Consider the following 14624-nt stretch of genomic DNA (forward strand, 5'->3'; position numbering starts at 1 on the left):
TAAGGCGCCGGTATGTCACCGCTCCCAGTGGCCGGGGAGCGCCGCGTCCGCGGTCGAGACGCGCCCTGAGCGCATGATGCGCACCACGTGTCCGTCGCAGAACCGGCACGTGGGCCGGGTGAGCGGCGAGGGGACGCGTTCGCCGTCCGCGTAGTACACGATCAGGGGCCTGCCGTCGGCGTACTCGAGGTGCTGGATCTCGTAGTCCTGCTCCCAGCCGTGCCCGCACCGCATGCAGGCGAACGAGTAGGCCTCGCGCACCGTGTCGTGGCGGGTGGTGGCGGTGTCCTTGTCGATGCCGCTCTCGCGCTTCATGGCAGCTCCTTCCCGGGGCACCTCCCGGCCGAAGGCGGGGGAGGGTGAGTGGTACGCCCACACCCCAGTGCACTCCTCCTACGAGCACACCGGAAGGAAAGTCGGCGGAGCTTTCTGTCTGTTTGGAGAGATTTGAGGCAAGCGTCAAGGTGCGGGGGCCTCCATGGGGCTTCCCTTTGCCTGCACGTATGCCGGAACGCCCGGGCGTTTTACCCGCCGGGTCGCCGGGTCGCCGGGTCGCCGGGTCGCCGGGTCGCCGCGCCGCCGGGCCGCCGTGCCGCCAAGTAGACGGGCCACCGGCCGCCCGGGGGCCCCGCCGGGCTACCGGGGCCCTTCCGCCTTCTTGTGCGCGACCACCGCGTCCTTGTGCGCGACCACCGCGTCGAACACCTGCCGCTTGGGTACGCCCGCCTCGCGGGCCACCTCGGCGATGGCCTCCTTGCGCCGCTCGCCCGCCTCCTCGCGTACGGCGACCCGGCGCGCCAGCTCGGCGGCGTCGGGTTCGCCCGCCGCTGCCGCCTCGGCGCCCCGCACGACGAGGGTGATCTCGCCGCGGACGCCTTCGGCCGCCCACCGCGTCAGCTCTCCGAGCGGGCCGCGCCGCACCTGTTCGTAGGTCTTGGTCAGCTCCCGGCAGACCGCCGCCTCGCGCTCTTCGCCGAACACCTGTGCCATCGCGGCCAGCGATGCCGCCACCCGGTGCGGCGACTCGAAGTAGACCAGGGTGCGCCGCTCGTCGGCCGCCTCCCGCAGCCGGGCGAGCCGCTCGCCCTGCTTGCGGGGCAGAAACCCCTCGAAACAGAAGCGGTCCACCGGCAGCCCCGAGACGGCCAGCGCCGTGAGCACCGCGGAGGGCCCCGGCACGGCCGTCACCCGCACCCCCTGCTCCACCGCCGCGGCCACCAGCCGGTAGCCGGGATCGGAGACGGACGGCATGCCCGCGTCCGTCACCAGCACCACCCGCGCCCCGCCCGCCAGCGCCTCGGCCAGCTCGGGCGTACGCGCCGACTCGTTGCCCTCGAAATAGGAGACGATCCGCCCGCCCAACGTCACCTCCAGCGCCTGCGTGAGCCTGCGCAGCCGCCGGGTGTCCTCCGCGGCGACGATGTCGGCGGCGGCCAGCTCGGCGGCGAGTCGCGGCGGGGCGTCGGAAGGGTCGCCGATGGGGGTGCCGGCGAGCACGAGCGTTCCAGTCACCCGTCCATCCTCGCAGCGGCGGCCACGCGCCCGAGCACAGCGCCCCCGCGATCCCTACGATGGCCCGCGTGACGACCAGTGACACCGTGGGTGAGGCCGACCGCGAACAGGCGGGGCCCGGCGCCCCGGACAGCGGGGCGGGGCCCGGCGGGGAGCGCGCGGCGGGCACGCTGCCCAGGTGGCAGGCGCGACTGCGCAGGTTCGGCTACGCCGCCAGGCCGCGGCCCGACGTCGCCGACCGGCTGACCCCGCGCTTCCCCGCGCCCGACCCGCGCCTGGGTGCCGTGTTCGGGCTGGGCCCCGAGACGGCCGTGCGGCTGGCCCGCTGGGCGGCCTGGGGAGGGCCGCTGCTGGTCGCCCTGATCGCGGGGGCGCTGCGGTTCTGGGACCTCGGTTCCCCGCACGCCGTCATATTCGACGAGACCTACTACGCCAAGGACGCCTGGTCGCTCATCCACCTCGGATACGAGGGGACCTGGCCGGACAACGCCAACGACCGTATCCTGGCCCACCCGCAGGAGATCCCCCTCTCGTCGGAAGGCTCCTACGTCGTCCACCCGCCCGTCGGGAAGTGGATCATCGGCCTGGGCGAGGCACTGTTCGGACTCGACCCGTTCGGCTGGCGGTTCATGACGGCGGTGCTCGGCACCCTCTCGGTGTTCATGCTGTGCCGCATCGGGCGCCGCCTCTTCCGCTCCACGGTGCTGGGCTGCCTGGCCGGCGCCCTGATGGCCGTCGACGGACTGCACTTCGTGATGAGCCGCACCGCGCTGCTGGACCTCGTGGTGATGTTCTGGGTACTGGCCGCCTTCGGCTGCCTGCTCGTCGACCGCGACAAGTCCCGCGCGCTGCTGGCCGCCAGGCTGCCGCGCGGCGGCACCGACGAGGGCCCCGGCCAGGGCGCGCCGCTTCCCGACGCCTCCGTGGGCGACCGCACAGGGCTGGGCGCACGCCCCTGGCGCCTGCTGGCAGGACTCTGCCTCGGACTGGCCTTCGCCACCAAGTGGAACGGCCTGTACGTCCTGGCCGCGTTCGGCATCCTGACCGTGCTGTGGGACATGGGCGCACGCCGCACCGCAGGCGCCTCGCGGCCCTTCCTCGCGATGCTCCGCAAGGACGCGCTGCCCGCCTTCGTGTCGCTGCCCATGCTGGCGCTGGTCACCTACGCCGTCTCCTGGACGGGCTGGTTCGCCACCTCGGGCGGCTACTTCCGCGACTGGGCGGACAAGCAGGGCGCCGCGGGCCCGTGGGGGTGGCTGCCCGGACCGCTGCGCAGCCTGTGGCACTACGAGAGCGAGGTCTACTCCTTCCACGTCAACCTCACCTCTCACCACACCTACCAGTCCAACCCGTTCAGCTGGCTGGTGCTGGGCCGTCCCGTCTCCTACTTCTACGAGTCGCCCAAGGCGGGCACGGACGGCTGCACCGACAAGGGCGAGGGCTGCGCCCGCGAAGTCCTCGCGCTGGGCACCCCTGTGCTGTGGTGGGCGGCCTGCGTGGCGCTCGTCTACGTCCTCTACCGCTGGTTCTTCCGCCGCGACTGGCGCGCGGGCGCCCTGCTGTGTGGCGTCGCCGCGGGCTACCTGCCGTGGTTCGCCTACCAGGAGCGGACCATCTTCCTCTTCTACGCGGTGGTCTTCCTGCCGTTCCTCTGCCTCGCCCTGGCCATGGCGGCCGGGGCGCTGGCCGGACCGCCGGGCACGGACGAGAGACGGCGCACGATCGGCATCGTCGCCGTCGGCGTCATCGGCCTGCTCATCGTCTGGAACTTCATCTACTTCTGGCCCATCTACACAGGACAGACGATCCCGTTGGAGGAGTGGCGGCACCGGATGTGGCTGGACACGTGGATCTGACGAGGCGGCACCGGCCGGCGGGACGCCGCACCGGGAGGCGGGATGCGGCTCGGTGAGGCGGAGGCGCGGCGCAGGCTGAGCGTCGCGCGGGTGCTGCGGCTGGCGACCGCCGACCCCGAAGGGGTGCCGCATCTGGTGCCCGCCACCTTCGCCGTCGCCGGGGACACGCTGGTGACGGCCGTGGACCACAAGCCCAAGCGCCACCGCGACCTGCGCCGGCTGCGCAACATCGAGCGGAACCCCGCGGTGTGCGCGCTGGTGGACGAGTACGACGAGGACTGGACACGGCTGTGGTGGGTCCGTGCGGACGGCGTGGCCCGCCTCGTGGAAGGCGACGAGGGAGTGGCCCTGACCGACCGGCTGGTGGCCAAGTACCCGCAGTACGCGCGGCGTCGGCCCGAGGGGCCGCTCGTCGCCCTCACGCTGACGCGGCTGACGGGCTGGGCGTACGGTGGAGGACGTCCCCCGGTCAGGTAGGGGGGCGGCCCCGGTCCGCAAGAGCACGGAATCGGCAAGCGAAGATCGCGATTCGGACACGGTGCCGGGTACCGGAACCGATCGCCACGCGCCGCTCGTCTTTCCCATGGGCCACGGGAATTCGCGGCCGCCGTACGGCGGTTCCACTCCCGGGCCCGAAACCCCGGAACCGGTGAATCGCGCACCGCACATCTCCGGACGACGGGGCCAAACGGGCATACCAGGGCACGAGCTGTCATGAGCGTGCTCTAGGGTGCCTCGCGTCAGGACTTCGGCCGCACGGGCCAAGGCGGGGTGGAGGGGCAGAACTCGGATGCGCGACACACAGAAGATGGCCGTGATCGGCGGAGTCGCAGCCGCCGTCGTCGGACTCACCGGCGTCGGCGTCTACGCCTTGGTCGGCAGCGACGGCGACGGGGAGGACGGCAAGGGCACCGTCTCCGCCGCGGGTGACGGCAAGGCGCGCGAGGTCAAGAAGGGCCCTCTCAGCGCCGAGGAGGTGCGCACCGCCGCCAAGGAGTTCCTCGGCGCGTGGGCGCAGGGCGAGCCCAAGAAGGCCGCGGCCCTCACCGACGACTCCGGCGAGGCCGGCAAGGCACTGGCCGCCTACCGCAGCAAGGCCCAGGTCTCCAAGCTGGCCCTGACCCCGAAGGCGGCCGAGGGCGAGAAGGTGCCCTTCAGCGCCACCGCGCACCTCTCCTACGGCACCAAGAGCGGCTCCTGGTCCTACGACTCGGCGCTTGAGGTCGTCCGCGACACCTCCACGGGGAAGCCCGTCGTCGACTGGAAGCCGTCCGTGCTCCACCCGAAGCTCAAGGACGGCCAGTCCATCAGGACGGACGAGAAGGGCACGCCGCCCGTCGAGGCCGTCGACCGCAACGGCAAGCCGCTGGAGGCCTCCGCGCACCCCACGCTCGCCCGCGTCATCACCGACATCGGCAAGCGCTACGGCGACAAGACCGACGGCTCCCCGGGCCTGCAGGTGCGCATCGTCGACGCGAAGGGCAAGACGAAGCACGTCCTGCGTCAGCTCACCAAGCCCAGCCCCGGCAAGCTCAAGACGACGCTGGACGCGGGCGTCCAGAGCGCGGCGGAGAAGGCCGTCGACGGCAAGTCGAAGGCGGCCGTCGTCGCCATCAAGCCCAGCACGGGCGAGATCCTGGCCGTCGCCAACGCCCCGGCCAAGGCCTTCAACATCGCCCTGAGCGGCTCCCTGGCCCCCGGCTCCACCATGAAGGTCATCAGCAGCGCCATGCTGCTCGACAAGGGGCTCGCCTCGCCCGGCAAGGGACACCCCTGCCCCAAGTACTTCGAGTACGGCGGCTGGAAGTTCCACAACGACGACAAGTTCGAGATCAAGGGCGGCACCTTCGCGCAGAGCTTCGCCCGCTCCTGCAACACCGCCTTCATCTCGCAGGCGCCCAAGCTCAAGGACGACGACCTCACCAAGGAGGCACGGGACGTCTTCGGTATCGGCCTCAACTGGCAGACCGGCACCGGCACCTTCGACGGCAGCGTTCCCGTCCAGTCCGACGCCCAGATGGCGTCCTCGCTCATCGGCCAGGGCGGTGTCCGGATGAACCCGCTCAACATGGCCTCCGTCGCGGCCACGGCCCAGAGCGGCACCTTCCGGCAGCCCGTCATCGTGCCCGCCTCTGTCGACAACCGCACCCTCGCCAAGGCGTCGCGCACCATGAAGCCGGGCGTCCACAAGGACCTCAAGTCCCTGATGAAGCTCACCGCGCAGAGCGGCACGGCGGCCGAGGCGATGTCGGGGCTCAGCGGCGACATCGGGGCCAAGACGGGCTCGGCCGAGGTCGACGGGCAGAAGAAGCCCAACGCCTGGTTCACGGCCTACTCGGGTGACGTGGCCTCCGCCGCGGTCGTGCCCGCCTCCGGGCACGGCGGGGAGAACGCGGGGCCCATCGTGAAGAAGGTGCTCCAGGCCGCAGGCGGCTGAGGTACGGCTAGCCCGCACCGGCCCACCAGGTGAGCGCGGTCGGGGCCCCGGGGGAGTCCGGGGCTCCGCGCGGGGGAAGGGGCGCGGCGGGCGCGCGGGATGGTACCGGTAGCGTCCCGTACATGACGCAGTCCGCCACCGTTCACCCACGCTTCGCGCAAGCCCTGACCGCCCGCGGCCTCGACGACGTCGAGGTCCGCACGTTCCCCGACGGCACCCGCACGGCGGGCGACGCCGCGGCCGCCATCGGCTGCGAGCTCAGCCAGATCGTGAAGTCCCTCGTCTTCACGGCCGACGGGGCACCCGTCCTCGTCCTGATGGACGGCGCCTCCCGCGTCGACGTCGGCCTGGTCCGCGACGCTCTCGGCGGCGCCGCCGTGCAGCGCGCCGACGCGGACACCGTGCGCGCGGCCACCGGTTACGCGATCGGCGGGGTGCCGCCCTTCGGGCACGTCGCCGAGATGCGTGTCCTGGCCGACCGGGGCCTGCTGCGGCACACCGCCGTGTGGGCGGCGGCCGGCACCCCGCACAGCGTCTTCGCGCTCACGCCCACGACGCTGATCGAGCAGACGGGCGGCGCCCTCGTCGACGTGCGTGAAGGCGCCGCGTGACCCCGATAGTCGTCGCCGCGGTCCTGGCCGCGGCGCTCACCCACGCCAGTTGGAACGCGCTCGCGCACGGCATCAGGGACCAGCTCCTGGCCTTCACGCTGGTCGGCGCCGGCGGTGCGCTCTGCGGCGCCGTCCTCGCCGTCTTCGCACCCCTGCCCGCCGCGGACGCGTGGCCCGCGCTGCTCGTGTCGGCCGCCCTGCACGTCGTCTACCAGCTCCTGCTGATGCGCTCCTTCCAGATGGGGGAGTTCGGGCAGATGTATCCCATCGCGCGCGGGACGGCGCCGCTGGTGGTGACCGTGCTCGCCGCCGTGTTTGTGCACGAGATGCCGGGCCCCTGGCAGCTCGCCGGTGTGCTGCTGGCGTCCGCCGGGCTGGTCGGGGTCGCGCTGTGGGGGCTGCGTGGCAAGAAGGAGCGGGCGGGCGGTGCCCCGCAGTGGCCCGCCCTGACGGCGGCCGTCTGCACGGGTCTCGCCATCGCCTCGTACACCGTCGTGGACGGGGTCGGCGTGCGGGCCTCCGGGTCCGCGCTCGGCTACATCGCGTGGCTGATGCTGCTCGAAGGGATCGCCATTCCGCTGTGGGCGCTGGCCACCCGGCGCTCCGGGCTGGCGGCGCAGCTGAGACCGATCGCGCTGCGCGGCCTGCTGGGCGGCGCGCTGTCCGTGCTGGCGTACGGGCTGGTGCTCTGGGCGCAGACCCGGGCGCCGCTGGCCCCGGTGGCGGCGCTGCGCGAGTCCTCGATCATCGCCGGGGCGGCCATCGGCGCGCTCTTCTTCAAGGAGCGCTTCGGCTGGCCGCGGACGGCCGCGAGCGTGCTCATGGTCAGCGGCATAGCCCTGATGCTGCACGGCACGTAGGGTCCGCGAGCCCAGCGGGCCCCCGACGGGAGACCCCGGTCGCCGCGCGGCAAGTACTACCCTTGAGGGCTGGTCCCCAACAGGAGTGAGATGGCTGTCAATCTCGTCAACCTCGAAGCCGTCACCAAGGCGCACGGCACCCGCACCCTTCTCGATGCCGTCTCGCTGGGCGTCAACGAGACCGACAAGATCGGCGTCGTCGGCCGCAACGGCGACGGCAAGACGACGCTCGTCACGGTGCTGGCCCGCCAGGAGGAGCCGGACGCGGGCCGGGTCACCCACACGGGAGGCCTCCGCCTGGGCGTACTCACGCAGCACGATTCGCTCGACCCGCGGGCGACGGTCCGCCACGAGGTGGTGGGCGACATGGCCGACCACGAGTGGGCGGGAGACGCGAAGATCCGCGACGTGCTCACCGGCCTCTTCGGCGGCCTCGACCTGCCGGGCTTCCCGCAGGGCCTCGACACGGTGATCGGCCCGCTGTCCGGCGGCGAGCGCCGCCGTATCGCGCTCGCCCAGCTGCTGATCGCCGAGCAGGACCTGATCGTCCTGGACGAGCCGACCAACCACCTCGACGTCGAGGGGATCTCCTGGCTGGCAGGGCACCTGCGGGCGCGGCGCGCTGCGCTGGTGTGCGTCACTCACGACCGGTGGTTCCTCGACCAGGTCGCCACCCGCATGTGGGACGTGCAGCGGGGCGCCGTGCACGAGTACGAGGGCGGCTACTCCGACTACGTCTTCGCGCGCGCCGAGCGGGAGCGCATCGCGCAGCAGGAGGAGACCAAGCGGCAGAACCTGGTCCGCAAGGAGCTGGCCTGGCTGCGGCGCGGCGCCCCCGCGCGCACCAGCAAGCCCCGTTTCCGCATCGAGGCGGCGAACGCGCTGATCGAGGGCGAGCCGCCGCCGCGGGACAATCAGGAGCTGATGCGGTTCGCCGGCTCGCGCCTTGGCAAGACCGTCTTCGACATCGAGGACGTGACGGTGCAGGCCGGGCCGAAGGTGCTGCTCAAGCACCTGACCTGGCAGCTGGGCCCCGGTGACCGGATCAGCCTGGTCGGCGTCAACGGGGCGGGCAAGACCTCCTTGCTGCGGGCCCTCGCCGACACCGCCCGTACCCAGGGTGAGCACCCCTCGCCGTTGGTGACCGAGGGGCGGATCAAGGTCGGCAGGACGGTGAAGCTGGCCTACCTCTCCCAGGAGGTGGCCGAGCTGGACCCGGCCGTGCGCGTCCTGGAGGCCGTGGAGGCGGTCCGCTCCCGGGTGGACCTGGGCAAGGGCCGCGAGATGACGGCCTCGCAGCTGTGCGAGCGCTTCGGCTTCGCCAAGGAGAAGCAGTGGACGCCGGTGGGCGACCTGTCGGGCGGTGAGCGGCGGCGGTTGCAGATCCTGCGGCTGCTGATGGACGAGCCGAACGTCCTGTTCCTGGACGAGCCGACCAACGACCTGGACATCGAGACGCTCACGCAGCTGGAGGACCTGCTGGACGGCTGGCCCGGCTCGCTGGTGGTCATCTCGCACGACCGGTACTTCGTCGAGCGCACCACCGACCGCGTCCACGCGCTGCTCGGTGACGGGACGCTGCGGATGCTGCCGCGCGGCATCGACGAGTACCTGGAGCGCCGCGCGCGCATGGAGGCGCGGGTGGCGCCACCGGCCGGTGGCGCGGGCGGGCCCTCCGCGGCGCCGGCGGCGAAGCCCGCGGGGAAGCCGGCGGCGCTCTCCCGCGCCGCGCAGAAGGAGATGCAGCGCATCGAGCGGCAGCTGGAGAAGACCGAGCAGCGCGAGGCGGAGCTGCACGGCGAGATGGCCGAGCACGCCACCGACTTCGAGCGGGTGGCGCAGCTCGACGCTGAGCTGCGCGAGGTCAGGGACAAGCGGGAGGAACTGGAGATGCGCTGGCTGGAGCTGGCGGAGTCGGAGGGCGCATAGGGGTTCCCCTGCGGCTGCGTGCTCCGGCCAGGGGGTGCCACTGCCCGTCGCGTGCGGTCCGCGGGTGGGCGGTGGCGTCTCGCGCGGTTCCCCGCGCCCCTTCGGGGCGTACCGTCGCGCAGCGCTCTTATACGGGCAAAGAGGGCGGTGCGGGTTCCGGATCGGTCCCGAGGTTGTTGCGAGTCGGTGTCACGGTGAACGGGTGCCGGAACCGACCCCGTGGCCGGATCGTGTCCGATGGTAGAAAGAACTTCCGCTCCGAAGTCTGCCATTGGCAGGCCACATGTCCGATTCGCTCCGCCCTACGGGGGTTTGAGGGTCCGGCGTCGGTCTGCCCGTCACGAGGGAACAGTTCATGTCGCAGCCGCCTCCGCCGCCTAGTCAGCCGCCATCAGGAGGCTACGGCGCACCGCAGGACCCGCCACAGGACGCGCAAGGGCAGCCGTCGTACGGCTACCCGCAGCAGCCGGGCCAGCAGCCGTACGGCTATCCCCAGCAGCCGGGCCAGCAGCCGTACGGTGCGCCGCAGCAGCCTCCGCAGCCGCCGCAGGCGCCCGGTTCGTTCTCCAAGGAGCCGCCGACACCCGCGGCGCCCCCCGGCTACGGCTACCCCCAGGGTCAGGACCAGGGCCACGCGGCGCCCACCCAGGCGGCGTTCGGCGCCGTGCCCCCGCCGTCGGGTCCGCCCACCCCGCCGGGACCCCCGGCCCCGCCCGGGCCGCCGCCCGGCGGGTACGGCCAGCAGCAGATGCCCGGCGGGTACGGTCAGCAGCCGCCCGGTGGTTACCCGTACGCCAACACCCCCGGCGGCATGCCGGGCGGCGGGGGCGGCAGTAACAACTCCAAGGTCCTCATGATCGTGGCGGCCGTCGTCGCCGTCGTGCTCATAGCCGGCGGTGGCGTCTTCTTCCTGACCAAGGACGACGACGGCGGCGGTGGCGGGGGCGGCAAGGACGATCCGAGCCCGGCCGCGGAGAAGAACCCCAACTCCCCGCCGAAGAACACCCAGGCCCAGCAGATCGTCGATTTGAAGGCGCCCAGCGTCAACGACGTCACCGGCGTCGCCGGCGCGTGGGCCACCGACAAGGTCTTCGCCAAGTCCTCGGTCCACGAGATGATCGTCCAGGACCTGGAGACGAAGAAACAGACGAAGATCTCCCTCAAGGGCAACGTCTGCGCGGCCTCCAACGAGATGACCAAGGACCACAAGGTCGCCGTCGTCGTGCAGGCGACGATCTCCCCGGCGGCGGACTGCAACCGCATGGTCATCGTCGACCTGGACGCGAAGAAGATCGCCTGGGACAAGACGATGCCCAACGCCGACACCCGGTCGGTCGACAACGTCGCCATCAGCGGCGACACCGTCGCCTCCGCCTGGATCGGCGGCTCGGTCGGCTACAAGATCTCCGACAAGAAGAAGGTGTGGGAGGCCAAGCCGAGCAACTGCCGCGACAAGGGCTATCAGGGCGGCAAGTCGCTGGTCGCCGTCGTCGAGTGCGGCCGCGACTACGACAAGCCGCAGGTCTCCATCCAAAAGCTCGACCCGGACACCGGCAAGGCCAAGTGGAAGTACGAGCCGCCCAAGGGCGTCAAGGACGTGCGGGTGGCCTCCACCGACCCGCTGGTGCTGGTCGCCGGCGCCGGTGACGAGCTGACCAGCGACGTGCTGACCGTCGGCGAGGACAAGAAGCTCAAGGCGAAGATCTCGCTGGGCGAGCGCTACAACAAGCCCTGCGAACTAGAGGTCAACGGCTGCTACGCCATGGCGGTCGGACCCGACACCGTCTACCTGTCGACCACCGAGCACGACGGCTCCTCCGACCTGTCCGAGACCAACGAGGTCATGGCCTTCGACTTCGACACGGGCAAGGCCAAGTGGAAGTCGAGCGCGGGCGAGGACCGCACGATCATCCCGTTCAAGATGCAGGGCTCGAACGTCCTCGGCTACAAGACGCCCAGCTACGGGCACGGCGGTGAGATCGTCACCATCGAGCCGAAGAAGGGCAAGCAGACGCGGCTGTTGAAGATGCCGGCCTCCGACATCGGCCAGGGTGAGCAGGCCTTCTCGGTCGACGCCTACTCGGTCGACGCGCCGATCATCTTCGAGAACAACAGGCTCTTCCTCCAGGACGACCTGATCTCGGAGCGTCGCTCGTCCGACGACGAGACGCCGCGCCTGGCCGTCGGGTACGGACCCACCGGCGGCTGACGCGCCCCTCGCGAGAGGATTCCCGGCCCGCCACGGTGCTTCCGTGGCGGGCCGACGCGTGTGTGCGCGGGGTGCTCGTCGAGGAGCGCTGGGGCGCGGCGCCCAGGCCGGCTGCCCGAGGCGCAGCGTTCAAGCTCTCCCTTGGGGATTTCGCTTCGTAAGGGGAGCGGAACCGCGAGTGAGCGTGTAGCTTCCCGGAGACAGGAGGAGGGGCTGCGGAGGGGGCGCGGGGCCTTCGGCAGTGGCAGCAGTGTGTGGGGGAGCGAACTTTTATGAGCGTACGGCTCATGGTGGTCGACGATCATCGCCTGCTCGCGGAGGCCCTCGCCTCGGCGCTCAAGCTGCGCGGGCACCGGGTGCTCGCGGCGGCCGCGCCCAGCGCGGGCGCCGCCGAGCTGGTGATCAGCCGGGCGCCCGAAGTGTGCCTGCTGGGCACGGCGGCGCCCGCCGAACCGGGCGTCTTCGACCCCGTCGTGCGCATCAAGAGGGAGAAACCGCAGATAGCCCTCGTCGTGCTGGGCCCGGTGCCGAGCCCGCGCGGCATCGCCGCGGCCTTCGCGGCGGGCGCCTCGGGCTATGTGCGGCACGACGAGCGGATCGAGGGCGTCGAGCGGGCCATGGTCAAGGCCCGCGCCGGTGAGGCGGCCGTCGCACCGCAGTTGCTGGCGCAGTCGTTCGCCGAGCTCCTCAACCCCGCCGCCGAGCCCGACGACGAGGGGGCGCGGCTGTTGCAGCTGCTCACGCCGCGGGAGGTCGAGGTCCTGGTGCGGGTCGCGGAGGGTGAGGACACCCGGCTGATCGCGGCCGGCATGGGGATCGCGCCGTCGACGGCGCGCACGCACGTGCAGCGTGTGCTGATGAAGCTGGGCGTCGGCTCCCGGCTGGAGGCCGCCGCGCTCGCCGCCCGCACGGGCTTGCTGGAGCGGGCGGGCGGCAGCGCGGGCGCCTGAGCCGCGGGCGGCGCGGGCCGTGGCCCGGCGCCGGGGGCGCGGGCCCGTCGCCCGTGGTGGGCGAAGCGGGCCCGCGCCGGCCTCGAAGGGGGTCTCCTACTTCCCGGAGTCCCCGCCCTCGCCGCGTTCCGTACCTGCCGTCCCCTCGTTGCCGTCCGTACCTTCCGGGGCCCCCTTCTCCGCGTCCGGCGGCGGGATGGTCGGTGACAGGCGCAGCCACAGAAGGAAGGCCAGGCCGAGGATCAGCATGCCGATGCCGGTCCACAGGTTGATGTTGATGTCCTGGGCCTTCTTCAGGTCCTCGTCGGAGGCGAAGACGCCCGCGAGGGTGACGATCACGCCGTAGACCACGAAGAGGCCGCCGATGATGCGCCGTACGTCGAAGAGGCGGGCGGCGGTCTGGGAGCGCTGCTCCAGTTCCTCGACGTCCCTTGCCGCCTGCTGGGCGGCGGACTCGTTGCTCATGTCGCTCATTGCGCTTCAGTGTCCTTCGCGTCGCGGCTCAGAAGGAGAAGGGGATGTAGCAGAGGGCGGCGAGGATCATGGCGCCCCAGCCCAGCAGCGCGGGCTTGCGGTACCAGACGTCGTCGCCCTTCTCCGGCAGCTCGGGGGCGCCGGGCGAGCTGGTGCCGTAGACGAGCCCCGCGAGTTCCTCGGCCGGCTTGGACTTGGTGAACAGGGTGACGGCCACCATCACCACGGAGCCGACGACGAAGGCGACGATCGAGGAGACGAAGTTGGCGCCCTGGTCGGTGGGGATGTCGATGACGCCCTGCTTGTAGAACCAGAAGTAGTTCACCATCGCGGCGACGGTGCCGCTCAGCAACCCCCAGAACCCGGCGGCGGGCGTGGTCTTCTTCCAGAACATGCCGATGATGAAGACGACGAAGAGCGGCACGTTGAAGAAGGAGAACAGCGTCTGCAGGTAGTTCATGATGTTGCTGAACGAGGAGGCGATGAACGCGGTCCCCATGCCGATCAGCACACCGACGACCGTCACCCAGCGCGCTGTCTGCACGTAGTGCTCGTCGGGCCGGTCCTTCTTCAGGTAGGCCGCGTAGATGTCGTTGGTGAAGACGGTGTTGAACGACGAGATGTTCGCCGCCATGCCGGCCATGAACGCCGCCAGCAGACCGGTCACCGCGATGCCGAGCACGCCGTTGGGCAGCAGGTCGCGCATCAGTACGGGGATGGCGTCGTTGTACTGGAGCCCGTCCTTGGTCTTGCCGAGGGTGGGCTCCATGACGAGCGCGATCAGGCCGGGGATGACGACGACGGCCGGAATGAAGATCTTGGGGAACGCGGCGATCAGCGGGGTGCGCTTGGCCGCGGAGAGGTTCTTGGCCGACAGGGCGCGCTGCACCTCGGCGAAGTTCGTCGTCCAGTAGCCGAAGCTCATCACGAAGCCGAGGCCGAGCACGATGGTCAGCCAGTTGGCGCCCAGCGGGTTGCCCGAGCCGATGCCCGTGCCGTCCCAGGCGGTCATGAACGCGTCACCCTTCTCGCCCGAGAGGGTGTCGCTGATGCCGCCCCAGCCGCCGACCCGCTTGAGGCCCACGACGGTGAGCGGGATCAGCGCGGCGAGGATGACGAAGAACTGCAGGACCTCGGTGTAGATGGCCGAGGAGAGTCCGCCGAGCGTGATGTACGCGAGGACGAAGAAGCCCGCGATCACGATGGAGACCCACAGCTCCCAGCCCAGCAGCGCCTTGAGCACGAGGGCCAGCGCGTAGAGGTTCACGCCGGCGATCAGTACCGAGGAGACGGCGAAGATGATGGAGCTGAGCAGGTGGGACGAGGGCCCGAACCTGTGCAGCAGGAACTCCGGGACGGAGCGCACCTTCGAGCCGTAGTAGAAGGGCATCATCACCAGGCCGAGGAAGACCATGGCGGGGATGGCGCCCACCCAGTACCAGTGCACGGTGTAGACGCCGTACTGGGCGCCGTTGGCGGCCATGCCGAGGATCTCGGTGGCGCCGAGGTTGGCGGCAACGAAGGCCAGGCCGGTGATCCACGCGGGGAGCGACCGGCCGGAGAGGAAGAAGTCGAGGCTCGTCTTCACGCTGCGCCGGGCGGCGAAGCCGATCCCGAGCACGACGACGAAGTAGATGCCAAGAAGTGTGTAATCGAGTCCGTTGGTGGGGAGCCGTAGCCCTTCGGCCAGGTGCAACATCAGTCACTCGCTTCATCGCGCGATCGGAACGACCGCGAACGTACCGACAATGCTTCGACTTTTGAAGGGACGTGTTGCAGAGGTTTG

12 protein-coding genes are annotated in these 14624 nt (G+C 71.3%); 8 read left to right on the plus strand and 4 right to left on the minus strand.

The window, feature by feature from the left end:
• Positions 1 to 15: 15 nt before the first annotated feature.
• Together DTL70_RS26505 and rsmI are read right to left on the minus strand one after the other, a co-directional pair.
• Positions 16 to 315, minus strand: coding sequence for a hypothetical protein (locus tag DTL70_RS26505; RefSeq protein WP_114024538.1), 300 nt, complete (start codon positions 313 to 315; stop codon positions 16 to 18).
• A 321-nt stretch (positions 316 to 636) separates the two neighbouring features.
• A complete protein-coding gene (rsmI, locus tag DTL70_RS26515) occupies positions 637 to 1512 on the minus strand; it encodes a 16S rRNA (cytidine(1402)-2'-O)-methyltransferase (protein WP_114024539.1) in 876 nt (291 codons plus the stop codon).
• Between the two features lie 59 nt (positions 1513 to 1571).
• Here rsmI and DTL70_RS26520 point away from each other — a divergent pair, with 59 nt between their 5' ends.
• From DTL70_RS26520 to DTL70_RS26555, 8 genes are all read left to right on the plus strand, one after another.
• Positions 1572 to 3368, plus strand: coding sequence for a dolichyl-phosphate-mannose--protein mannosyltransferase (locus DTL70_RS26520; RefSeq protein WP_114024540.1), 1797 nt, complete (start codon positions 1572 to 1574; stop codon positions 3366 to 3368).
• 42 nt (positions 3369 to 3410) lie between these two features.
• Entirely contained in the window at positions 3411 to 3845 is a 435-nt protein-coding gene (locus tag DTL70_RS26525) for a TIGR03668 family PPOX class F420-dependent oxidoreductase (RefSeq protein ID WP_114024541.1), read from the plus strand.
• 313 nt (positions 3846 to 4158) lie between these two features.
• Positions 4159 to 5805 carry a penicillin-binding transpeptidase domain-containing protein gene (locus tag DTL70_RS26530; protein ID WP_181861095.1) on the plus strand — a complete coding sequence of 549 codons (1647 nt, stop codon included), beginning with the start codon at positions 4159 to 4161 and terminating at the stop codon, positions 5803 to 5805.
• 122 nt (positions 5806 to 5927) lie between these two features.
• Positions 5928 to 6416 (plus strand): YbaK/EbsC family protein, encoded by a 489-nt coding sequence (locus DTL70_RS26535; RefSeq protein WP_114024542.1) that lies wholly within the window; start codon positions 5928 to 5930, stop codon positions 6414 to 6416.
• Positions 6413 to 7276, plus strand: a complete 864-nt coding sequence (locus tag DTL70_RS26540; RefSeq protein WP_114024543.1) for a DMT family transporter — start codon at positions 6413 to 6415, stop codon at positions 7274 to 7276. The genes DTL70_RS26535 and DTL70_RS26540 overlap by 4 nt, the downstream gene beginning before the upstream one ends.
• Positions 7277 to 7366: 90 nt before the next feature.
• Complete coding sequence (locus DTL70_RS26545) at positions 7367 to 9205, plus strand: ABC-F family ATP-binding cassette domain-containing protein (RefSeq protein WP_114024544.1); 1839 nt, start codon at positions 7367 to 7369, stop codon at positions 9203 to 9205.
• A gap of 355 nt (positions 9206 to 9560) precedes the next feature.
• Positions 9561 to 11414, plus strand: a complete 1854-nt coding sequence (locus tag DTL70_RS26550; protein WP_114024545.1) for an outer membrane protein assembly factor BamB family protein — start codon at positions 9561 to 9563, stop codon at positions 11412 to 11414.
• Positions 11415 to 11686: 272 nt separating this feature from the next.
• Entirely contained in the window at positions 11687 to 12364 is a 678-nt protein-coding gene (locus DTL70_RS26555) for a response regulator transcription factor (protein ID WP_114024546.1), read from the plus strand.
• A 96-nt stretch (positions 12365 to 12460) separates the two neighbouring features.
• Here the strand turns inward: DTL70_RS26555 and DTL70_RS26560 are convergent, their stop codons facing one another.
• Positions 12461 to 12838 carry a hypothetical protein gene (locus DTL70_RS26560; protein WP_114024547.1) on the minus strand — a complete coding sequence of 126 codons (378 nt, stop codon included), beginning with the start codon at positions 12836 to 12838 and terminating at the stop codon, positions 12461 to 12463.
• Between the two features lie 28 nt (positions 12839 to 12866).
• Positions 12867 to 14537, minus strand: coding sequence for a sodium:solute symporter family protein (locus tag DTL70_RS26565; RefSeq protein WP_114024548.1), 1671 nt, complete (start codon positions 14535 to 14537; stop codon positions 12867 to 12869).
• Positions 14538 to 14624: the final 87 nt, after the last annotated feature.

Source organism: Streptomyces diacarni, assembly GCF_003323715.1.
GTDB classification, from domain to species: domain Bacteria; phylum Actinomycetota; class Actinomycetes; order Streptomycetales; family Streptomycetaceae; genus Streptomyces; species Streptomyces diacarni.

What these genes read in the sequence shown, in the direction of transcription:
- DTL70_RS26505 (WP_114024538.1), bottom strand. Translation starts at nt 315, where the DNA reads ATGAAGCGCGAGAGCGGCATCGACAAGGACACCGCCACCACCCGCCAC.
- DTL70_RS26520 (WP_114024540.1), top strand. Translation starts at nt 1,572, where the DNA reads ATGGCCCGCGTGACGACCAGTGACACCGTGGGTGAGGCCGACCGCGAA.
- DTL70_RS26525 (WP_114024541.1), top strand. Translation starts at nt 3,411, where the DNA reads ATGCGGCTCGGTGAGGCGGAGGCGCGGCGCAGGCTGAGCGTCGCGCGG.
- DTL70_RS26530 (WP_181861095.1), top strand. Translation starts at nt 4,159, where the DNA reads ATGCGCGACACACAGAAGATGGCCGTGATCGGCGGAGTCGCAGCCGCC.
- DTL70_RS26535 (WP_114024542.1), top strand. Translation starts at nt 5,928, where the DNA reads ATGACGCAGTCCGCCACCGTTCACCCACGCTTCGCGCAAGCCCTGACC.
- DTL70_RS26545 (WP_114024544.1), top strand. Translation starts at nt 7,367, where the DNA reads ATGGCTGTCAATCTCGTCAACCTCGAAGCCGTCACCAAGGCGCACGGC.
- DTL70_RS26550 (WP_114024545.1), top strand. Translation starts at nt 9,561, where the DNA reads ATGTCGCAGCCGCCTCCGCCGCCTAGTCAGCCGCCATCAGGAGGCTAC.
- DTL70_RS26555 (WP_114024546.1), top strand. Translation starts at nt 11,687, where the DNA reads ATGAGCGTACGGCTCATGGTGGTCGACGATCATCGCCTGCTCGCGGAG.
- DTL70_RS26560 (WP_114024547.1), bottom strand. Translation starts at nt 12,838, where the DNA reads ATGAGCGACATGAGCAACGAGTCCGCCGCCCAGCAGGCGGCAAGGGAC.
- DTL70_RS26565 (WP_114024548.1), bottom strand. Translation starts at nt 14,537, where the DNA reads ATGTTGCACCTGGCCGAAGGGCTACGGCTCCCCACCAACGGACTCGAT.